General features: G+C 69.0%; 18 protein-coding genes. 11 read left to right on the plus strand and 7 right to left on the minus strand.

Going from position 1 to position 21,040, the window contains the following annotated elements; translation table 11 throughout:
- Window positions 1-195: 195 nt before the first annotated feature.
- Window positions 196-1,296, plus strand: a complete 1,101-nt coding sequence (locus tag QHF83_RS20290) for a class I SAM-dependent methyltransferase family protein (RefSeq protein ID WP_282419525.1) — start codon at window positions 196-198, stop codon at window positions 1,294-1,296.
- On the opposite strand, the gene QHF83_RS20295 is transcribed toward QHF83_RS20290, so the two are convergent.
- Window positions 1,285-1,869: a TIGR02265 family protein gene (locus QHF83_RS20295; RefSeq protein ID WP_282419526.1), complete on the minus strand. Its 585-nt coding sequence runs from the start codon at window positions 1,867-1,869 to the stop codon at window positions 1,285-1,287. The genes QHF83_RS20290 and QHF83_RS20295 overlap by 12 nt on opposite strands.
- Before the next feature lie 335 nt (window positions 1,870-2,204).
- On the opposite strand from QHF83_RS20295, the gene QHF83_RS20300 reads away from it, so the two are divergent.
- From QHF83_RS20300 to QHF83_RS20310, 3 genes are all read left to right on the plus strand, one after another.
- Window positions 2,205-2,474, plus strand: coding sequence for a carboxymuconolactone decarboxylase family protein (locus tag QHF83_RS20300; protein WP_282419527.1), 270 nt, complete (start codon window positions 2,205-2,207; stop codon window positions 2,472-2,474).
- A gap of 63 nt (window positions 2,475-2,537) precedes the next feature.
- The gene (locus tag QHF83_RS20305; RefSeq protein ID WP_282419528.1) at window positions 2,538-3,233 is read left to right on the plus strand and encodes a hypothetical protein; all 696 of its coding nucleotides are present in this window, start codon (window positions 2,538-2,540) and stop codon (window positions 3,231-3,233) included.
- Between the two features lie 459 nt (window positions 3,234-3,692).
- Entirely contained in the window at window positions 3,693-4,658 is a 966-nt protein-coding gene (locus QHF83_RS20310; RefSeq protein ID WP_282419529.1) for a cytochrome P450, read from the plus strand.
- On the opposite strand, the gene QHF83_RS20315 is transcribed toward QHF83_RS20310, so the two are convergent.
- Both QHF83_RS20315 and QHF83_RS20320 read right to left on the minus strand, forming a co-directional pair.
- Window positions 4,659-5,249, minus strand: coding sequence for a GNAT family protein (locus tag QHF83_RS20315; protein ID WP_282419530.1), 591 nt, complete (start codon window positions 5,247-5,249; stop codon window positions 4,659-4,661).
- Between the two features lie 402 nt (window positions 5,250-5,651).
- Window positions 5,652-6,899: a hypothetical protein gene (locus QHF83_RS20320; protein WP_282419531.1), complete on the minus strand. Its 1,248-nt coding sequence runs from the start codon at window positions 6,897-6,899 to the stop codon at window positions 5,652-5,654.
- An 83-nt stretch (window positions 6,900-6,982) separates the two neighbouring features.
- Here QHF83_RS20320 and QHF83_RS20325 point away from each other — a divergent pair, with 83 nt between their 5' ends.
- The 5 genes from QHF83_RS20325 to QHF83_RS20345 all read left to right on the plus strand — a co-directional run bounded on the left by QHF83_RS20325 (window position 6,983) and on the right by QHF83_RS20345 (window position 14,455).
- Window positions 6,983-9,325: a hypothetical protein gene (locus QHF83_RS20325; protein ID WP_282419532.1), complete on the plus strand. Its 2,343-nt coding sequence runs from the start codon at window positions 6,983-6,985 to the stop codon at window positions 9,323-9,325.
- 146 nt (window positions 9,326-9,471) lie between these two features.
- Complete coding sequence (locus QHF83_RS20330; protein WP_282419533.1) at window positions 9,472-10,539, plus strand: prephenate dehydrogenase/arogenate dehydrogenase family protein; 1,068 nt, start codon at window positions 9,472-9,474, stop codon at window positions 10,537-10,539.
- 65 nt (window positions 10,540-10,604) lie between these two features.
- Window positions 10,605-11,750 (plus strand): hypothetical protein, encoded by a 1,146-nt coding sequence (locus QHF83_RS20335; RefSeq protein ID WP_282419534.1) that lies wholly within the window; start codon window positions 10,605-10,607, stop codon window positions 11,748-11,750.
- The gene (pheA, locus tag QHF83_RS20340) at window positions 11,747-12,592 is read left to right on the plus strand and encodes a prephenate dehydratase (RefSeq protein ID WP_282419535.1); all 846 of its coding nucleotides are present in this window, start codon (window positions 11,747-11,749) and stop codon (window positions 12,590-12,592) included. Before QHF83_RS20335 ends, pheA begins: the two co-directional genes overlap by 4 nt.
- A gap of 387 nt (window positions 12,593-12,979) precedes the next feature.
- The gene (locus tag QHF83_RS20345; RefSeq protein WP_282419536.1) at window positions 12,980-14,455 is read left to right on the plus strand and encodes a lamin tail domain-containing protein; all 1,476 of its coding nucleotides are present in this window, start codon (window positions 12,980-12,982) and stop codon (window positions 14,453-14,455) included.
- A 310-nt stretch (window positions 14,456-14,765) separates the two neighbouring features.
- On the opposite strand, the gene QHF83_RS20350 is transcribed toward QHF83_RS20345, so the two are convergent.
- From QHF83_RS20350 to QHF83_RS20360, 3 genes are all read right to left on the minus strand, one after another.
- Complete coding sequence (locus tag QHF83_RS20350) at window positions 14,766-15,692, minus strand: sigma-70 family RNA polymerase sigma factor (RefSeq protein WP_282419546.1); 927 nt, start codon at window positions 15,690-15,692, stop codon at window positions 14,766-14,768.
- Between the two features lie 5 nt (window positions 15,693-15,697).
- Window positions 15,698-17,026, minus strand: coding sequence for an FAD-dependent oxidoreductase (locus tag QHF83_RS20355; protein WP_282419537.1), 1,329 nt, complete (start codon window positions 17,024-17,026; stop codon window positions 15,698-15,700).
- A 410-nt stretch (window positions 17,027-17,436) separates the two neighbouring features.
- Window positions 17,437-17,724 (minus strand): hypothetical protein, encoded by a 288-nt coding sequence (locus tag QHF83_RS20360; RefSeq protein WP_282419538.1) that lies wholly within the window; start codon window positions 17,722-17,724, stop codon window positions 17,437-17,439.
- Window positions 17,725-17,793: 69 nt separating this feature from the next.
- On the opposite strand from QHF83_RS20360, the gene QHF83_RS20365 reads away from it, so the two are divergent.
- Both QHF83_RS20365 and QHF83_RS20370 read left to right on the plus strand, forming a co-directional pair.
- A complete protein-coding gene (locus QHF83_RS20365) occupies window positions 17,794-18,642 on the plus strand; it encodes an AraC family transcriptional regulator (protein WP_282419539.1) in 849 nt (282 codons plus the stop codon).
- A 27-nt stretch (window positions 18,643-18,669) separates the two neighbouring features.
- Window positions 18,670-19,515 carry an NAD(P)H-binding protein gene (locus tag QHF83_RS20370; protein WP_282419540.1) on the plus strand — a complete coding sequence of 282 codons (846 nt, stop codon included), beginning with the start codon at window positions 18,670-18,672 and terminating at the stop codon, window positions 19,513-19,515.
- A 120-nt stretch (window positions 19,516-19,635) separates the two neighbouring features.
- On the opposite strand, the gene QHF83_RS20375 is transcribed toward QHF83_RS20370, so the two are convergent.
- On the minus strand, window positions 19,636-20,550 hold the full coding sequence (locus QHF83_RS20375; protein WP_282419541.1) for a hypothetical protein: 915 nt from the start codon (window positions 20,548-20,550) through the stop codon (window positions 19,636-19,638).
- Window positions 20,551-21,040: the final 490 nt, after the last annotated feature.

Here is a 21,040-nt window from a genome sequence, read left to right on the forward strand (position 1 = left end):
CGGCGGGTTCGTCGCGAAAGAACGCGCCCACCCCGCCGCGAACGTCGTCGAGCCCCCTCTGGACCCTCGGGGTTTTGCGTGGCCGGACTCACCCGATCGCGCCCTTCGTGCGTCGACTACCTGAAGGGTTGTCAGCGAGGGCGTTTTTCGGCGATGCTCTGCGTCAGTTCGGAGAACAACGACAGGAGCCCGGCCATGTCCCAGCAGCTTGCCAGGGAAAGCATCGCGAAGGGGGCCGAGGAGCGCGCGGCGGGGGAGCACGCTGCTCGAAGATCATTCGATCCAGAGGATGGGGAGGTCCAAGGGCCGCCCATCTCGATGGATTGCGAGCGGCGGCTCGCCCAGCTCGCCGCCTGGTGCAGGGAGCTCGAGGCGTCCCCGCGGAGCGCGCTGCCCCCATCGCCGGAGGACAGCGCCCGGCTCGGGGAGATGCTGCGCGGCATCTGGGAGGCGAGCGACGCCCTCGGGCCGTCAGGCCTGCTGCGTAACTCCCAGGCCCAGCGCCGCTTTCAGGAGGTCCTGGGAACTTATTTCTGGCAGAGCCCCATCATCCACCGCTGCTTCGCCAAACCCCGGGGCTACGCCGGCGACTTCCTGATGATGGACGATGTCTACAAGAACGCCCCCAAGGGCGAGACGGCCCTCGGCCGCTGGATGGACCGGTGGGTGCTGGAGCAGCCCGGCTTCGTCGCGGTCCGAAACCGCCGGGAGAAGCTCAAGTCGCTGCTCAGCGACGAGTGGAACCGGGGCGCGCGCTACGTCATGAACGTGGCGTCGGGCGCGGCCTCGGAGCTCTCCGAGGTGGTGCACGCGATGCCCTTCGACGGCGTCACGCTGCTCGACCAGGACCAGGGCGCCCTGTATGCGGCCGTCACGGCGCTCGGCAAGCGGATGAATCCCGCCCACGTGCGCACCTGGTCCGGCTCGGTCTTCACGCTCATTCGCGGCAAGACCACCCTCGTCCCCGGCGATCAGGACTTCATTTATTCGATCGGCTTGTACGACTACCTGTCGCCCCGGTTCGCGACGGCGCTCACGGCGCGGCTCTGGCTCAACCTCGCGCCGGGGGGCCTCCTGGCGCTCGGGAACTTCAACGGCCACGACCCCATGCGCCGCTTCATCGAGGCGGCGATGGACTGGTACCTGATTTACAGGGATGTGCCGGACATGCTGGCGCTGGCCTCGGGGCTGCCGAACGTCGAGGACGCGGAGGTCTGGACGGACGCCACCGGTTGCCTCCACCTTCTCTTGGTCCGCAAGCGCGGCGACCGTCCGAGCATGGAGTCACCACCGTGAGTGGACGGTGAAGTCGGTCCCGGCGTCGTTGGAGATGGTCGCCGTGACCGTGGCGTTCACGTTGCTCACGAGCTTGAAGGCCACCTTGTAGACGGAGGTGGTGAAGGCGGGGCCGAAGAGGTCACGCGTGAAGAGCACGTCGGCCGAGCGCTCGCCCGTCTTCGTGTACTCGCGCTCGCCGAAGCTCACGGCCAGGGTATAGGCATAGGGGCCGTTCGCGACGAGGGCCTGCGGGTTGCCCTGGCCGAACCTGGCCAGCATCTTCCCCACGGGCGACTCGAGCAGGGAGCTGAAGGCGTGCTCGCCACACCCGCTCATGACCTCGTCACAGGTCAGGCCGAGGCTCGGGTCGTCGACCAGGCGCCGCGCGACCTTGAGGAGCGAGGTGACCGGGTACCAGAAGAAGGAGCGGATCGTCTTGTCCCCCATCACCTGCGTGCGGATGGTGTTCACCTTCGCGACCCCGTAGGCCTGGCCGAGGTGGGTGAGCGCGCCGTCGAGCACCATGCCGAGCATGTTGTCGGTGCTCGTCGCCAGCGCGATCCGTTTGTCAAGCATCTCCTTGGAGTCCATCGCCCGTCCAGGTCCTTTCCCAGGAACGAAGTGCTCGCAGCTTACACGAACCTTCCCGTCCGTCACCATCCCCGATGGGGGCGTTCGTGCTGCCCATCGAGGCGGCCGAGCCGTTATCGGTTCTTCGCGCCAAAAGCTCCCCCGTCCTTCCCCCCGCGTTCTACGTAGCATGTTCTACATGACAGGTTCGGCGGGGCACGCGCATAGCACGCGCGAGAGAATCGCGTCCGTCATTGCCAGAATGACATGGGAATCGTCCCGCGCTCCGCCGCTTCGCGTTTCGGCGTCCGCGTTCGGATTTCACTCCGCCTCGGGATCCATGATAGCCTCCTGTCATGCCCCACATCCGGATCGTCGAGGCCCACGAAGCGGACGCCCCCCTCCGCGCCGTCTACGATGCCATGTTGTCGCGTCCCATCCCCGCGGTCTACCGTGCGCCGCACGGCGGTCCGGCCGGCATCATCCGCGCGCACAGCCTCGACCCGGACCTCCTCCGGATCACCTTCGCCGCGACCGGCACGTTCCACCGGGGTGACGAGCTCTCCTGGGCGGAGCGCGAGCTCATCGCCGCGTCCGCCTCGCGGACGAACCAGTGCTTTTACTGAACGTCAGCTCACGCAGAGTTTCTGCGTGCCGCTTCTCAGGATGAGGACCTCGCCGCGGACGTCGTGACGGGGACCGACTTCGAGCGCGCTTCCCCGCGGCAGCGCGCCCTCGCCGGGTTCGCGGTCGTCATGACCGAGGCGCCGTGGTCCATCGACGCCGCCGATCTCGACCGCCTCCGCGCCGTGGGGTTGTCCGAGGACGGCGTCGAGCACGCCATCTGCGTCGCGGCGTTCTTCAACTACTACACGCGCGTCGCGGACGGCACGGGCATCGCGTTCGATTACGACTCGCCGCTGCCGCGCCTCACCATCGATCCCACGCGCGAGGCCCTGCCGCGTCCGCCGCCGAGCGACTGGAACCCTGCCGTCGACGGCTCGCGTGTGCCCGTCTTCACCCGCCGCGCGTTTGCCCAGGGGCTCCTCGAAGAGTGGCACGCGTACCACTTCGAGCGCGACGCGCTCCTCTCGCGCCGCGAGCGCCGGCTCCTCGCCCGCGCCGCCGCGGCCGAGTTGTGTGATGCCGGCGCGGTCGCCCGCTACGAGGACGCGGCCCCGCGGGATCCTCGCGAGCACGCCCTCGCGGCGTACGCGACGAAGCTCACGCGCACGCCGTGGGCCGCCTCCGCCGAGGATGCGGCAGGGCTCCACGCACATGGCCTCGACGATCCCGCGATCCTCGCGGCCATCACGCTCGTCGCACACCAGAACACGTTTTCCCGCATGCATCATGGCCTCGCGGCGCTCGCGACATCCGGATGACGCTCGCGCCTTTCTCCGCGCCGCGCGTCGATCCGTCGATCGAGCGGATCCTCGCGCTGTTCCTCTCCGTCCGGTCGTCATGAAGCGCGACCTCGGCGTCGTCCGCGCCGCTCGACCTCCCGATCGGGAGGCGGCGCCGTAGCCGAATACGTCGATTCCCCGACCTCGATCCAGGCTCCTCGTCGGCGCACGGCCCTCGAAAACCAGTCTATACCGGGCCCCGGCCGATCATGCTGGACCTCTTCACGGACGACACGCGCCGCAATCCTTTCCCGTTGTACGCGGAGATGCGCGCGAAGGCGCCGGTGCTCCACGTCCCGCCGCTCGACCTGTGGATGCTCTTCGACTACGAGGGCGTCAAGCGCGCGCTCCACGATCACGACACGTGGAGTTCCATCGTCACCACGCAGACCGGGCCGACCCCCGATTGGCTGGTCTTCTCGGATCCGCCGCCACGCGTTGCTCCGGAACATCATCCAGCGCGCGTTCACCCCGCGCTCGATCGCGAACCTCGAGCCCCGCATCCGCGAGCTGTCGCGCGAGCTCATCGACGGGGTGATCGAGCGAGGCGAGATGGATCTCGTGAAGGACTACGCCGAGCCGCTGCCGACGATGGTGATCGCGGAGATGATCGGCATTCCGGTCGCCGATCGGCCGCGCTTCATGCGCTGGAGCGAGATCATCCTGAACCTCAGCTACACCATCTCCGGCGGCGAGGCCGCGACGCGCGCGGTGGCGGAGCACGGCGCGCTCGAGGAGGAGATGCACGCCTACGTTGGCGATCTCTGCGCGGCGCGGAAAAATGCACCCAAGGACGACCTCCTGACGCGCCTCGTGGAGGCCGAGGTGGACGGGGAACGATTGACGAGCGAGGAGCTGCTCGGCTTCTTCCAGCTCCTGCTCGTGGCCGGCACCGAGACGACGACGAACCTCCTCGGCAATACGATCCTCTCGTTCTTCGAGCACCCGGCCGAGCTCGCGCGCCTCGAAGCCGATCCCGCGCGTCTCTTGCCCACGACGATCGAGGAGGTTTTGAGGTACCGCACGCCCGTGTCGATGGTGTTCCGCGCAGCGAAGCGCGACGTGGTGCTCCACGGAGAGACGATCCCGGCGGGGAAGTTCGTGCTCGTCCTGCTGGGCTCTGCGAACCGGGATCCGAAGCAGTTCCAGGACCCCGAGACCTTCGACGTCAGCCGCGACCCGAACCCGCACATCGCGTTCGGCCACGGGATCCACTTCTGCCTCGGGGCCTCGCTCTCCAGGCTCGAAGCGAAGGTGGCAATCCCGGATCTTCTCACGCGTCTGCATGGCCTCGCGCCGGCGAGCGACGCGCCATGGCAGCCCCGCAAGGCGCTCCACGTGCACGGTCCGGCGCACTTGCCCGTGCGCTTCGAGCCGTGCAAGCCGCTCGCCGCGGCGAGCTGATCAGCCGCCGAGCCTCGCGACGAGCCGCTCTTTCACGGCAGGCCACGTGTCGTCGAGGATGCTGAACATCACCGTGTCGCGGAGGAAGTCGCCGCGCGTCTTCTGGTACTTGCGTAGCACCCCCTCGCGCACGCCGCCGATGCGCGCGATCGCAGCCTGCGATTGCAGGTTTCGCGCGTCGGTCTTGAGCTGCACGCGCGCAGCGCCGAGCACCTCGAACGCATGTCGCAGGAGGAGGAACTTCGCCTCCGTGTTGATGGCCGTGCGTTGCCAGCGCTTGCCGATCCAGGTCCAGCCGATCTCGAGGCCAAGGTCGTTCCGGCTGATGTTGAGGTACCGCGTCGCGCCGCAAGCGAGCCCGTCCACGAGGCTCACCTGCACGAAAGCGACCTGCCCACCGGAGGCCTGCGCTTCCAGCGCCGACCTGATGTGCATCTCCATCGCCTCGAGCGAGAGCGGCGGCTCGATCGACATCCACTGCCAGATCGACGCGTCCTCCGCGAGCGCAGCAAGCAACGCAGGCGCATGCGCAAGCGTGAGCGGCTCCAGCCGGACGTGGCGTCCTTGGAGGGTGACGGGTCGCGGATCCATGCCGCCTTGTACCGCGAGGAGCGTTGCCCCGCACCCCAGAAGGGGGCTCCCCTTGGGGACGCCGCGCCGGGGCGCCGCCCCGGACCCCGCGGGGGCTATTCGCCCCTCGACCCGAACCAGGGCGAGCCCTGGACCTTTGGGGAAGAACTGCGCTCCGCGCAGTTCTTCCACGGGCCCGTGGCAAGACCACGAGCGGCGTTGCCGGCCGAGGCGTCGACGCTGCCCCACGTCAGTGCTGCGGTTCGACTGGCAAGCCCGTCGCCAGTCTTGCCTCGGCCTGTTCGATGAACTGCGCATCGCGCAGTTCATCGACCCTGGGTCCAGCGCTTGCGCTGGTCCGGGTCCAGGGGTGGACAACCCCTGGTCGGGGTCCGGGGTGAAACCCCGGCGCTACGCTCCTGCTCAGATCTTCTCGACGAGGATCGTCGTCACGTATGTGCCGGGGGTGGTCCGCACGGTGTGCCAGCCGCGGCCGATCGAGGTTGCGGCGATTTCCCAGGAGAACCAGTCGCCGTAATGCTCGATGGCGCCTTGTGAAATGCCCCAGCCGGCTGTGGGGGAGGGCTCGCGTGAGGCTTGCGCTTTCCACGAGGGCACGCGGATTCGAAAGCCGCTGGCCGTGATCTCGGGCTCGTCGATCTTGCCGAGTTGAACGAAGGGGCCTTTTTCGTTGCTCGTCGCCCGGAAGAGACCGAGATCGTCGCCCCGGTAGGCCACGAAATGGGCGGGCTCTCCTGTGCTGCCCGAGGGCCAGGGGATCCCGTTGATCGAGGCCTCCTGGTGCTGCGTCCAGGCACCGGACCCGCGGAGCTGCGACAGCCGCATGGAGACGATCGACCCGAGGTGCGCGCAGAGCTCGCGCCGCACGGTCGTGGAGACTTCGATTCGCACGGTGGACGCGCTCTGGAGCTCGACCACGCCGAACACCTCGAAATCGGTGTTTTCCGCGGCGAACACGATTCGCTCGCCGTCGCTGCCGGCTTGGAATGCTGGGGGCCTCGCCGAGCGAAAATCGAGGACCGTGAGCCCGCAGCCGTCCGCTACCGCGTCGTAATCGAACGTGGGGACGATCTGCGCCTGATGAATCCCGGCGTCCACGACGATCGACGTCCCGTCGACCCGCACGTGGATCCCGCCTTTCTGCAGCGCTGCCTCGCCCTCGGGGATCGTGCCGGTCTTCGGGGAATGGGTCGAGGGGAACGTCGACGCCCTCGGCGCATGCGCCGAGGCCCAGAATCCTGCGCCGATCCATGCGCCCGCGAGCGCCGGGAGCACGACGAACACCACGCGCCGATGCATTCGATGGGCGAGCGCGGCGAGCACGAACGCGCCTGCGAACGGAAGCGCGAGGAGACGCGCGTACGAGGTCGTGCCCGTGAACAGTCCGAACCCCGCCGTGACGAACCAGAGCCCCGCGAGCACGGCCGTCCCCGCGGCGGCGAGCTTTTCTCGGCGCGTGACGAGCCCGAAGCCGAGGACGAGCGCGAGCACGACGACGATCGGCCCGAGGACCTGATGCTCGAAGAAGGCCGCCGACGGAAAGGGAAAACCCCGCGGCTGCGAGAGCGCGTAGGCGAAGCCTCCCGCGGCATGACAGAATGCCGTGATCCCCAGGAGCACCCGCGCCGCTTCGTCTCCCGTTTTTGCCATCCTGCCCACGGTATCCCGCGACGCCGGCAGGATCCAGGTGCTCGTGATTGCCTGCAGCCCGAGCGCCGCGGTACGTTCGTTCCGTGATGCGTCGCCGCGCGTTTCGCCTCGTCTTCCTGGCCCTCGCCGCCTGCGGCCCCGCGAGTCTCCCTGCGCCGCCTCCCACGGAGACACCACGAAACGCGCCCGAAGACATAGCGCCTCCGCCGTGGCCCTTCGCGGATACCATCCTGCCCGCGCCGCCGGCTCAGGGAACGCCGACCGAGCCCGGCTCGCGCTCGGGTTTGCCCGAGGGGCTCGTGCGCGCCGTGGAGACGCTCTTCCGGAGCGGCCTCGCCGATCCGCGGGGACTGCCGTATCACGAGGCCGCCATCACGCTCACGACGCAGCCGGAAGGCCCCGGCGAGACCGTCGCGACGAAGGCGTTCGTGCTCCCGGGGCCGGACAACGGGCCGCGGTTCGGCGTCTTGTGGAATGGCCTCGTGGCTCCGCTCGTCGCCGTCGGCCCGCCGGCGGACTTGCGCGCCGATATCGAGTCGCTCCGGGCCAGCGACAAACGCATCTGCGACCAGCAATCGGCCCATTTCCCCGGAATGCCTTGCATCCGAACGCGCGGGCCCCGGCCGGAGCTCGAGTCCCACAGGCTCGAACAGATCCTGCCGATGCAGGTCGCGATGCTCGTGCAGCTCGGCGAGAACACCCTCGCGCGGGCGCTCTGGGAGCTCTGGATCGCGGGCGAGGATCTCGCGTTCACCCCCGAGCTCTCCGGGCGCGAGCGGGACATGTTCGCGCGGCTCGCCGAGCATTTTTTGCATGTGCTGCGTGACCGCGCGCTCTGGGCCCACGTGCGGGGGGACGACGCGCTCGCGCTCGCGAGCTTGCGTGGCCTTGCCCGGCTTTCGCCCGCGCTCTCCGCGCGCGCGGCCGCGCTCGGGGTCGACGAGCCCACCGTAAAACTCCTCGCCGAGCCGCCGGGGCCCTTGCTCGCGGACCAGGAGAAACGCGCCGCGCGGAAGGCCCCGGCCCCGAAAGGTTTGCCTTCGCCCTTGCCCGCGGATCCGGCGGCGCGCGTGGCGGCGCTCGTCGCGGCGCTCGGCGAGGTGCGCGAGCCCGCGTTCGGGCGATCTGGCGCGCAGTCACAAGTCCTCGAAGACCCGATCTTGCGAGCGCTACTCGCGGAAGGCGAAGCGGCGGCCTTGCCGCTCGCGGAGGCGCTCGCGAACGATGAACGATACACGCGATCGATATGGTACGAGGCGCACGGCATCATGCTGCTCACGGTCCGCGACGTCGCCGAGCTCGCCCTCGACACGCTCGCCGCGGATCTCCCACTCGCGCCTGCGCCGCCCGACGAGACGAAGCAACAAAAGGCTGCACGATTCCGGGAGGCCGCGGAAAAGTTCAAATCGATCCCCGCGGACGAACGCTGGTTCCGCGATCTCGCGGACGACACCGCGGGGCCTCTGCGGTGGGCGCAGGCGGCCACGCGTATCGTCGGGCCCACGGACGCGCCCCGCCGGAGCCCCGACGCCTCGGATTTCCTCGCGCTCTTTTTGCGCGTGGACGGGCCGCCCCGACCTCGCTTCGCGGGCCTCGCGTCTCGCAAAAATCCCTCGGTCACCGAGCTCCTCGCGCGGCGCATGAGGCAGCTCGCCGACATGAAGCGGCACGAATACCTGCGCGCCTCGTGCGAGATGGGCCTGCTCCTCGCGCTCTGGGATCCCAGGGGCGCCACGCGCGCGCTCCGCGAGGGGACCGAGCCCTTGCGCAAGGGCTGGAAAGAAATCAAGGACCCCGACGCGGACGAGCTCGGCCCATGCCTCGCCGTGTTTTACGTCGCGCGATCGGCCTCGGGGGACGAAAAGGCGTTCGACGAATACGCGTCCTTCATCCGCGAGATCGACCCCGCGACCGTTCCCCCGAGGGCAGGCACGCTCCTCACGCTCCTCGCGCCCCTGGCCCTCCGGCCCACGCGCCCTTCCATCGTCGCCGCCGGACGCGCGATGTTCGCGACCAAGACCTCGCCATGGGCCACCCGCTTCCGGCGCGGCGAGCGCGACGATTTGCTCGAGCCCTCCTTGCTGCGAATCCCCGGCATGCGCGAGCTCGTCCTCCCGGCGCTGGAGGACAGGTCCGCGGTCGGCGCCATCGAGATCGACGAATACGGAGAAGCAGAATGGGGCCTCGACGGCGCGGGCGAATTCGACCGTGAGCACGAGCAGGTCGACCCGCGGGATCCCGGCGCCGCGCCCTCGAACTCGAAGATGCCGCTCCGCGTGTGTGATCGCGTCGCGAGCGTACTCGCGCAGCGCATCGGCTCGGCCGCGCCGTTCCGGATGTACTGGATCGAGCCGCGGCGCGACGACGCCATCGCCGCGATCCGGACCTTCGTCGTGACGAAATCCGAGTCGCCCCGCGCCCCCTGAACGATATTTTCGTCGGAATCGACAGAACCCGAAAAAGCGCGACGGATCGCGTCCCCGACGGAACGATTTTATTCCGCATCGCCTCCTCGCCTACGGGGTCGTCCATCCGCTATGCTACGTGTGGGTATCGGCCCCATACACGTGTCATGACGAACGTCGCACTGCTCGGATACGGCCGCTTCGGCGCGGCGATGGCCTCGCTCCTCCGGGACGCGAACGTCGACGTGCGAGCTCTCGACGATCGCTCCCACGTGCCGGAGGACATGCGCGTCACGTCGCTCCCGGATCTCGTCCGAGGCCGTGATTTCGTGGTGGTCGCCGTCCCCGTCACCGCCATGCGCCGCGCGTTCGGGGCGATGCGGCCGCTGCTCTCGCCCTCGCAGATCGTCGTGGACGTGGGCAGCGTCAAGCTCGGCCCCTCGGCTGCCATGAACGAATGCTTCGGCGCCGAGATCCCCTGGGTCGCCACGCATCCCCTGTTCGGCCCGATCAGCCTCTCGCGTGGCGAGCGGCCGCTCGTCGCGGTGGTCTGTCCCAATTCGATCCACCCGGCGGCCGTCGACCGCGTGGTCAAACTCTACGAGCGAATCGGCTGCACGGTCGTCCTGGAGGACGAGGCCACGCACGATCGCAACATGGCCTGGACCCACGCCCTCGCATTCTTCGTGGCCAAGGGTATGCTCGACGCGGCCGTGCCCCTCGACATTCCGTACGCGCCGCCCTCGTTCCAGGCGCTCGCGCGGACCGTGGAGGCCGCGCGCTCGGACGCGGGGCACCTCTATGCCGCGCTCCATCGTGAAAATCCCTATGCTGCCGAGGCCCGCCGGAAGCTCGTCGAAGCGCTCCTCGCCGCCGATCAGAACCTCTCTGGATCGGACGGGATGGCTCCGCCGCCGTCCTCCGCGCTCGTCTTGCCCTCCAAGGCGGGCACACAAGCCTTGCGAGAGACGCGGGATCTCATCGACGACCTCGATCGTGATCTCGTGGAGCTCCTCGGTCGACGGGCCCAGCTCGCGCGGCGCGCGGCGCGGGAGAAGGCGAAGCTCGGCCGCCCCGTGCGGGATCCCGAGCGCGAGGCGGAGCTCCTCGATGCGCGCAGGCGCTGGGCGGCCGAGCAGGAGCTCGATCCGGCCTCGGTGCACGAGATCTTCGACGCCATTCTCCGATTCTCCAGGCGCTTGCAGCACGAACCGCCCACCGGGGAAACGGACTGATTTTTTGTGGCCCGGCCGAGGCCGTCGCGGCATCCAACAGGACACCGACTCTAGGGGGAACTTACATGATTGTCACACTCGAGCCCGACGCGCCTGAATCGCGCGCCGAGGCGGTCGTCCGCCTCGCGGCGCGGTATCCGGGGGTCTCGGTCCAGAAATTCGTCTTTCGCGGCGAATCCATCTCCATCACGGAGGTGCACCTCATCGGCTCGACGCGCGCCGTGCCGACGGAACCCTTCGAAAGTTTGCCCGGCGTACGCAAGGTCGTCCGCGTCTCCCGGAAATACCGGCTCATCGGTCGACACCATCCGGACGCCGAGACGCACGGGTTCGAGTACAACGGCGTCCAGTTCGACGAGAAGCGCGTCCACGTCTTCGCCGGCCTCTGCGCCGTCGACACGCGCGAGCACGTCGCGAAGATGATGGCCGCCCTCGAACAGGCCGGCATCCGGACGACGCGCATGGGCGCGTACAAGCCGCGCACGAGCCCGTACGATTTCCAGGGCCTCGGCAAAGCGTGTTTGCCCTGGGTCTTCGAGCTCGCGGGCAAGCACGGCATCAAGGTGATCGCCATGGAGGTCACCGACGCGCGCCACATCGACGAGATCAACACGTCGCTCGCCGCGGCAGGCGATCCGACGGGCGTCATGCTCCAGATCGGCACGCGCAACACCCAGAACTTCGAGCTCTTGAAGCAGGTGGGCCAGCAAAAGCGCTTCCCGGTGCTGTTCAAGCGCGGCATGGGCATCTCGCTCGAAGAGTCCTTGAACGCCTGCGAATACGTGGCGAGCGAGGGCAACCCGAACATCGTGTTTTGCCTGCGCGGCGTGAAGACGCACCTCGGCGATCCGCACCGGAACCTGGTCGACTTCTCGCACGTGCCCGTCGTCCGCCGGCAGACGCGCCTGCCCGTGTGCATCGATCCGTCGCACGCGGTCGGCCGCATGGACAACGCGCCCGACGGCCTCCCCGACATCTTCCACGTCGTGGGGCAGGGGATCATCGCGGGCGCTTCCATGGTGCTCATCGATTTCCACCCGCGGCCCGACGAGGCGCTCTGCGACGGCCCGCAGGCCCTGGAGCTTTCGACCTTGCCGCGTTTCGCGCGGTACGTGGAGAGCGTGCGGCTCGCGTACGCAGGGATCATCCGCGAGCTCGGCGCGGCCGCGGCGCCGCCGCCCGCATCGTCGTCGGAGCCGAGCGCCGCTTGATCGAGGCCCGAGGCGCCGTGGAGGGGATCTCGGTCGCTTGCCTCGGTCCCTCGGGCACGTTCAGCGAGGAGGCAGCCTCGCGCCATTTCGGGCCGGACGCCCGGTCGGTGTTCTGCACCTCGATCGACGATGTCTTCGACGTGGTGGAGGCGCGCGCGGCCCCATTCGGCGTCGTGCCCGTGGAAAACTCCCTCGAAGGCGCGATCGGCCATACCCTCGATCACCTCGTCGCCTCGCCGCTCCGCATCTCCGGCGAGGTCGCGCTCCCGATCCGGCAACACCTGCTCCGGCGCGACGGAGAGCTCGGCGGGATCACGCGTGTCTACGGGCACGCGCAATCCCTCGCCCAATGTCAGCGATTCTTGAAAAAGACGCTCCCGCTGGCCGAGCGCGTCGCCGTCTCCAGCAACGCCGAGGCGGCGCGCCTCGCCGCGCTCGAGCCCGGTTCCGCCGCCCTCGCGAGCAAGCGCGCGGCGGCCATCCACGCGCTCGCCATCCTCGCCGAGGGGGTCGAGGACGATCCCACGAACACCACGCGCTTCCTGGTGATCGGCGAAACCGGCGCCGCGCCCTCGGGCCACGACAAGACCTCGCTCGTGATGTCGGCGCCAAACCGCCCAGGCTCGATGGTCGCGCTCCTGCGCCCTTTCTCGCGGCACGGAGTCAGCATGACCAAGCTCGAATCGCGCCCCTCGAGGCGAGGCCTCTGGGATTATCTCTTCTTCGTCGACGTCGAGGGCCACGCAGAGGAAGCCGCCCTCCGCCGCGCCCTCGTCGACCTCGAAGCACGCGCAGGCTACCTCAAGGTCCTCGGCTCGTACCCGATGGCGCGTCCCTGCTGAGCATTGGTCTCATCTGGGAGGCGCCTCGCCGGGGCTCTGCCCCGGACCCCGCGGGGGCTGTTCGCCCCTCGACCCGAACCAGGGCAAGCCCTGGACTCGGGGTGGAAGAACTGCGCTCCGCGCAGTTCTTCCAACGGCCGGTGGCAAGACCACGGACAACGTTGCCGGTTGAAAGGTCAGCGCGGCTGTCTTGGTTGGCAGGGGTCGTTCCTCGGCCTGTTCGAGGAACTGCGCATCGCGCAGTTCCTCGACAAAAGGTCCAGCGCTTGCGCTGGTCCGGGTCCAGGGGCGGATAGCCCCGGTGGGGCCTGGGGCAACGCCCCAGCGCGGCGCTCCTGATCGGAACTTCCTCGCCCCATCGAAGGCTCCTCGCGTACCATGGAAACCATGGAATACGCGCACGGTCGGCCGAGGTCTGGATCCAGCACGAGCGCTCCTTCGTGGCTCGTCGTTTTCGCTTCATCGCTCGTGATCGTCGCGGCGCCCGCGTGCGTCGCGCCCGAGGTGGACGAGCCGTTCGTCGAGACGGCGACGTTTGCGTACACGGTCCCGGGGAAAGGGACGGCGACCACGCTCGACGTCGCCGGCTGGAACCTCGAGTGGTTCGGCGACGCGAGCCGCGGCCCCACGAACGACACGCTCCAGCGGCAGAACGCGTACGACGTGATCAGCGGCGCGGACATGGATCTCTGGGGCGTCGAGGAGATCGTGAGCGTCTCGCAGTGGAACACGCTCAAATCGCAGCTCACGGGGTATGCCGGGATCCTCTCGAACGACCCGATCGTGACGAACGGGTCGTCCTATTACACCACGTCCGAGCAAAAGCTCGGTTTCCTCTACAAGACCTCGATCGCGACAGTGCAGAGCGCGCGCGTGATTCTGACGGCCTACGACTACGAGTTCGCCGGGAGGCCTCCGCTCGAGGTGAAGCTCTCGGTGACGCTGAACGGCACCACCGACGACGTGGTCGTCATCGTGCTGCACATGAAGGCGCTCGCCGATTCCGCGAGCTACGAGCGGCGGCTCGACGCGTCCGCCGCGCTGAAGTCCTATCTCGACACGAATTACCCGACGCAGAAGGTATTCGTCATCGGCGATTTCAACGACGACCTCGACAAGTCCATCTCGGGCAACGCCACGCCCTACGCCAACTTCCTCGCCGACGGGGCGGATTACCATTTCGCCACGAAGGTCCTCACGGACGCGAACATCTCGTCGACGTCGAGCGGCGGGGCGACCCTCGATCACCACCTCGTCACGAACGAGCTCGCCCTGGCCCTCGTCCCCGGCTCCGTCGAAGCCTACCGCGTCTCCAATTTCATCCCGAGCTACGCCTCCACGACGAGCGATCATTTCCCAATCCTGAGCCGCTACACCTGGGCCGCCGCCAAACCCGCCCAGGTCGTGATCAACGAGATCTGTGCAAACGAGCCCGGCAGCAGCGTGACCGGCGAGTTCATCGAAATCGTCAACATCGGCGGCGCCCCCGCCACCCTCGACGGCTGGACGATCTCGGACTCCACTTCAATCCGGCACACCTTCGCCGCAGGCACGACGCTCGCCGCAGGCAAGAGCCTGGTCGTCTTCGGCACGGCCGCCGGCATCCCCGCGGGCACGCCGAACGCAATCGCGAGCAGCACGAGCAACCTGGGCCTCGCAAACGGCGGCGACGCCGTCTACCTGCGCGACACGACGGGCACGACGAAGGACTCGTTCAGCTACCCCGCCTCCCTCGCCGCAGTCGACGGCGTCAGCATGAACCGCAGCCCCGACGCCGCCGAAAGCGCCACGTTCGTCCTGCACACGACCCTCGTCGCAGCCGCAAGCTCGCCAGGCACGCGGGCGAATGGGGCGGGGTTCTGATCGGAGGCGCCGCGCCGGGGCGCTGCCCCGGGCCCCGGCAGGGGCTATCCGCCCCTGCACCCGGACCAGGCACGGCCTGGACCGAGGGTGGAAGAACTGCGCTCCGCGCAGTTCTTCCAACGGGCCCGTGGGAAGGCGTTCCCCGTCGAAAGGGCAGCGCGGCGGTCTCGGCTGGCAGGGTCCACTCGGCCTGTTCGATGAACTGCGCATCGCGCAGTTCATCGACCCCGGGTCCAGCGCTTGCGCTGGTCCGGGTCCAGGGGTGGACAACCCCTGGTGGGGCCTGGGGCAAAGCCCCAGCGCAGCGGCTTCAGATGACAATCGGCCCCACCGCCGAAAGTTTCTTCGTCGCCAGCACCCAATAAATCGCGCGGATCGCTCCGTCCTCGCCGATCTCGCATTGCAGCGCCGATCGCGGCGCGAGCTTCCGCCCCGGCGCGTGCTCCAGCACCACTGCGGGCATCCCGTTCAGCATCCGGAATGCGAACTGCGTGCCCGTGCCGTGCCGTTTGCCGAGGCCCACGAACATGCGCCCGACTCGATCTCGCCCCAGGATCGGCAAGCGCGCCGCGAAGAATTCGCCTCCGCCGTCGCTCAGGTGCCGGACCTCGGCGTCCAGGATCGATTCGAGCGCTTTTCCGTCAGCGGTCCCGAGCGCCATGAGAAACCGCCCCAGTGCCTCGCGCGTCTTTTCCACGAGCTCGGGTGTGCGCCGCGTCCGGCTCGACTCGTAGGCTGACAGCGCCCGACGCGCCCTGTGGTGCATCGTCTTCACGGCCGCCTCCGTCATCCCGAGCGCGTCGGCCGCCTCCTTCACCGACCAGTCGAACACGTCGCACAGAAGCACGATCGCTCGTTGCCGCGGCGTCAGCGCCTCCAGCGCCACGAGGAACGCCATCGACACGCTCTCCAGCAGATCGTAGCGCCCCTCCGTCTCGACCGGCTCGATCCCGATCTCCAGCACGCCGTCGCCGTCCGTCTCGACCGGCGACGGCAGCCATGGCCCGTCGTACGCGCGCCGGCGCCGCGCGCGCAGCCGGTCGATCCCGAGGTTCACGGCCACGCGCGTCAGCCATGGCCGCACGGGTTCATCCGTGCGGGCCGGCGGACGCTCGATCGCGCGCAGGAGCGTCTCCTGCACGAGATCGTCCGCGTCCGCCGCCGATCCCGTCAATCGGTAGCAAACGCCCCACAGATACCGCCGATGCTCCCGCGCGAGCCCGTCCCCGTCCGCCATCACGTTCACGCCCTCGCATCGAAGCTCTTCCGCCCAACCTCGCCAAGCACATTCACCTCCCGCCGCGTCGCCGCCTGCGCTGCGGCCCGCCCGCTCGCGAAGCTCGCGTCCGCGAGCATACCCACGTGCCCCACCCAGTCGCCCGCCACGAACACCCCGGGAGCGCCTGGCACCGCGGGCCCGGGCCTGCCACGCGCGCCACCGCGCGATGCCTGCGGGAAATCGTGCGCCACCGTGATCGAAGGCAAGAACCGCCGCTCCACCACGAGGTGTTTCGCGCCCGGTTGCAGAAGCTCGAGCACCTCTTCGAGCTCTCGCTCCGCCGCCCGCGAATCCTCCAGCGCGCCGTACCGCGCCACGTGGATCATGGCGCCTCCCTCGGGCGCGAGGCGCGCGGACGCCGAGTGCACCGAGAAGTAGAGCGGCCGATCGATCCCCAGCGCGAACGTGTTCCGCGGCTGCGGCAGGCGCGAGAGCGCGACGTCGAGGCACGCGGCCGTCACCGGGATCGCCGCCGCGGACCACGCCGCGAGGGCCGGCACGTCGGGCAGGAGCGAGGAGGCGAGGGAAGGGCTCGCCGCGATGATCACCGCGTCCGCGGGGATCTCCGCTCCGTCCGCGAGCCGCACCGCCTTCACGCGCCCGTCCTCCCGGACGACGGACACGGCCTTCGCGCCCGCGATGATCTCCGCCCCCGCGGCCCGCGCGGCGCCGGCGAGTCCGTTCACCATCGTCTGCCAGCCGTCGTGCAGGTAGAGCACGCCGCGCGTCGTCCCGAGCTGGAACTGCGCGATGGCGGCATCCGCCGCGAGCCGCTCCAGATCCGAGCTGTACGTCGAGACCCGGATGAGCGCCCGGATCACGTCCCGCGCCTCGGGCGTGCGGACCCTCTTCGTGAGGAACGCCTCGAAGCTCGTCCCCGCGAGCGCCTCGACGTCGAGCGAATCGAGGCGAGCGAGCAGGCGCGCGACCTCGATCTTCCCGACGAGCGGCAACACCGACGACGTCAAGAGCGACACGGGCCCCGTCGGCAGAGCCCGGAGAATCCCCCCGTGCAGGGCGTACGCGCCGTTGCTGGTCGGCGGCGGGGCGCCCTTCGTCTGCACGCCAAGCTCAGCGAGCACGCGCTCGGCCTCGCCGCCCTGGTAGAGCGCATGCGGGCCGATGTTCAACGAAAATCCCTTCTTCTCGTGGGTCGCGGCGCGCCCCCCGAGCTCCGACGCCTTCTCCAGCACGGTCACCCGCCTGCCGGCCCGCGCCGCATACGCCGCCGCCGAAAGCCCCGCGAGTCCGCCGCCAATCACCACCACCCGAGCCGCCGTGTTCGTCGTCATGTTCGCACCTCTCAGGGGAGGCACGTCCGGGGGTCCGGAAAGGTTACGCGGAATCGACGCGCTCATCTGGAAGCGTGGAGCCGGGGCGCTGCCCCGGACCCCGCGGGGGCTATTCGCCCCTCGACCCGAACCAGGGCAAGCCCTGGACTCGGGGTGGAAGAACTGCGCTCCGCGCAGTTCTTCCAACGGGCCCGTTGGAAGACCAGGGACAGCGTTGCCAGTCGACATGGCATCGCGGCTGTCTCGGTTGGCAAGGTAGCTGCCGGTCTTGCCTCGGCCTGTTCGATGAACTGCGCATCGCGCAGTTCATCGACCCCGGGTCCAGCGCTTGCGCTGGTCCGGGTCCAGGGGCGGACAGCCCCGGTGGGGTCTGGGGCAAAGCCCCAGCAAGGCGGCCTCGACGTGGAACCTCACCGCCGGGTGAGCCACTCGAGCAGGGCGACGAGGACGGCGAGCCCGGCGATGGGGAGGGCGATCCAGCCGAGGAACGTGATCCAGCCGCGGCGCAGCGAGCGACCGCCGCGGTCTTCGCAGGCGAGGCAGATGGCCCAGACGCGGGTGCCGCCCTCGGTGAGGACGCAGCAGTCGCCGCAGACGGGGGCCGTACAACGGGCGCAGGGACCGGCGGCCACGGCGCCGCAACGGACGCAGCGCGCGACGGGAGGGCCGTCGTCGTGGTGGATCAGGCCGCCGGACATGGGGAGGATGCTAGCAGCGGGAGACCCACAGGTCTTCTTGGCGAGGCGCTAAGATACCCGTCGATCGCCGTGACGGACCCGTACTCCTTCTACCGCACGATCCTGCCGCCCGAAGCGCTGCGACCTTACATCCGCAGCCTCTGGATCTACGACGGGTACCGCCCGGAGCACCTGCTCGATCGGGTCTTGCCCACGGGCACGCTCGAGATCGTCGTCCCCGTGCGTGGCAAGCGACTCTCCTGGAGAGAGCTCTCGGGCCGCGACGGGACATGCCGCACGGCCCTCGTGTCCGGCCCGCGGCGAAGTGCGTTCGACGTCCCCACCGCTCCGCAGGGGCGGCTCGTGGGGGTGCACTTTCATCCTGGCGGCGCCTGGCCGCTCTTCGCGATTCCGATGGACGCCCTCGCCGAGCAGCACCACCCGCTCGAAGACCTCCTGGGCGCATCCGCGCGAGAGCTCGCGGAGCGCATCGACGACGCGGCTTCGGACGCGGAGCGACTGGCGATGCTGAGCGATTTTTTCCTCCAGCGCGCGCGAGCGAGCCGTGCCTCGCACCCGGCCGTGGCTCGGATGATGCGACGGGCAGAGCGCGGATCCTCCGACGTCGTGATCGCGGCGGAGGTCGCGGCGTCCGGGCTGAGCCACCGCAGGTTCATCGAGCTGTTTCGCCGCGAGGTCGGCTTGACCCCGCGCGACTACCTTCGCGTCCAGCGGTTCCAGCGGGCGCTCGACCTCGCCGCGCGGACTGGGCGCGCCGGGGCCGATCTCGCCTACGAAGCGGGGTACGCCGACCAATCGCACTGGATCCTCGAATGCCGGAAGCACGCGGGACTGTCGCCGCGTGAGCTCCTCGAAAAGCAACGAGGCGCGCGCGCCGTTCCGCCGGCCGAGAGGGGTCAAATGCTTCCTATTCGTTGACCCCTCGCGTGCTCCAAGCTCCCGCGCATGCACGTCATCTTCGGTTCCAGTGGCGTCGTGGGAAGCGCGGTCCTTGCGGAGCTTCACCGGAAGGGTTTACCCACGCGTGGTGTCTATCGTTCGAGGAAGCCGAGCCCTCACGCGAGCGAGGTCGCGCGCGTCGATCTCGAAACGGGCGAAGGGCTCGACGCGAGCCTCGCCGGAGCAACGACGGTTTTCCTGGCGACAGGAGACATGATCGATCAGGTCGCGGCGGAGCTCCGCGTGGCCTCCGCCGCGCGGCGCGCCGGCGCCCTCCGCATCGTAAAACTCTCGATCATGAGCGCGGAGAGCGAAGCGTTTTTCTACGCGCGCGTCCATCGCGCGATCGAGCGCGGCGTGGAGGCCTCCGGAATCGCCTACACGCTCCTCCGGCCAGGCGGCTTCATGCAGAACTTCATCCACTACTACGGCCACGCAATCCGAACGGAGGGTGTCCTTCGCCTGCCGTGCGACGACTTCGAGGAGAACGTGATCGACGCGCGCGACATCGCGCAGGTAGCGGCCGAATGCCTGGCATCGAACCGCTTCGAGGGGCAAGCGCTCACGCTGTGCGGCCCGCAGCCAATCTCGTATTCGGCGATGGTCGCCGAGATCTCCGCGCTCACCGGCCGAAAGGTCACCTTCGAATCGATCTCGCCAGACGCATTCCGCGAGGCGATGCTGCCCTACGCCGTCTCCCGCGAGCACGTCGACGGCATCACAGCGATGCTCCGCTTTCATCAGGAGGGCAGAGGCCCCAAAACGAGCGACGCAGTCCTCGAAGTGACCGGCAAGCCGCCGCGCTCCTTCGAGGCATTCGCGCGCGAACACGCGTCGAGCTGGGTCCCGTGACGGACAGGACGCCCTAGGTGGCTGCGGCTCACGCAGAGGCCCCTTGACCGGAAAGAAGGGCCTTCTCCGCGGCGATGAACGCGAATTTCATTCGCTCTGACTGGAGCGCCACGATCGCCCCTACCACGACCCGCCGAGCGCGGTGCGGAGCGTAGCGACCTGCCCTTCCTCGAAGCCGAAGCCGAGCGTGTCGTCGAGCGCGACGAGCAGACCGAGGCGCGCATAGAAGCCGCGCGTGGGTTCGTAGCTGAAATACGGCTCGAGGGCCGTCTGGGCCTTGTCGTCCTCGCGGGTCGGGAAAAACACGGCCTGCACGCGCAGGCCGCCGCCCACGCCTGTGGAGGCGCGCGCCGCGATCTCGCTGTGGGCTTCGAGGAAGAGGTGGGTGCGATCCGCCAGGTCCCCGACCGCGAAGGCGACGATGGACGCGATGTCCGCGCGGTAATAAAGCGTGGGCAAGATGCGGAGCTCCAGGCCGCCGCGCCCTCGGGCGAGGATCGAATCGAGGAAGAACCGGTGCAGGTCCGCATAGGCGCGATTGCGGCTGGCCACTTCGTGGCGCATCCGGAGGTAACTAGAGAGGGGCAGCCACACGAAGAAATCGACGGAGGCGCTGCCCGAGCCGAGGATCTCCTCTCGGTCGGTGAACGAGGTCGGGACCGAGAGCGTACCGCCCGCGTGAAACGCGAGCCTTTCGCTCACTTTGCCCGCCCAGTGCGCGCCCAGGGTGAGGTTTCCCATCGTGGCCTCGGTCTCGCGCAGGCCGGCGGGGGGGATCCGGTAATCCCAGACGGCCCAGGGGACGTCGAAATCGAGATACACGCCGCGGGCAATCTTCACCTGGCCCGCGACGCTCCAGGTGAGCGAATGCGCAGTCCCGAGCAAGGGATCGTCGTAGGACCAGACGTCGAACTCGAGGGCGACGCGGTTCTGCTGGGCTCTGGGAACCCAGGCGTCCCCGTCGGCGGCGCCTGCCACCCCGGAAAGGAGCAACACGAACGAGACCGCGGATGCTGCCAGCAGTCGAGAAAACATGACGGTGAGACTACGCATTCGCGCGCCGCGGAGCAAACAAAGGCCTTCACGGCTCCCCCGACTGCGGTGGGTTCGACGTGACGTGCGGCGCTGACGGCAAGTGGATGATATCGTCCATGCCCGACGGCTGCGGAGGGTGACGGGATTGTCCGGCTGGACCGCGAGGTCGACGGGCGGCTGCTGGCGGTGCGCGACATCCTGCTCGAGCGGCACCCAGCCTAGCGGCGGCGGAGCAGCGCGTCCTCGATGCTGACGAAGCAGACGCCGGCGGGAGCGGCCTGCCCAGGGCCCGCTCGCAGACGACGGATCGCGGTGGCGTTGCTCGCCCCGCGACGGCCAACTTGACGGGCCGAACGCTGATAGGTTTGTACGGTAAAACGCCAGCCGGGCCTTGCGTCGACGGGGCCGCGTCGATTTTCTGTTACCTCTCGCTTCCCCGCGCATTGTTTGTAGGCATGGGATCGTCCAAACCCGATCTACGTCGCCGACG

It is taken from the genome of Polyangium sp. 15x6, assembly GCF_029960785.1.
In the GTDB taxonomy this organism is placed as follows: domain Bacteria; phylum Myxococcota_A; class Polyangia; order Polyangiales; family Polyangiaceae; genus Polyangium.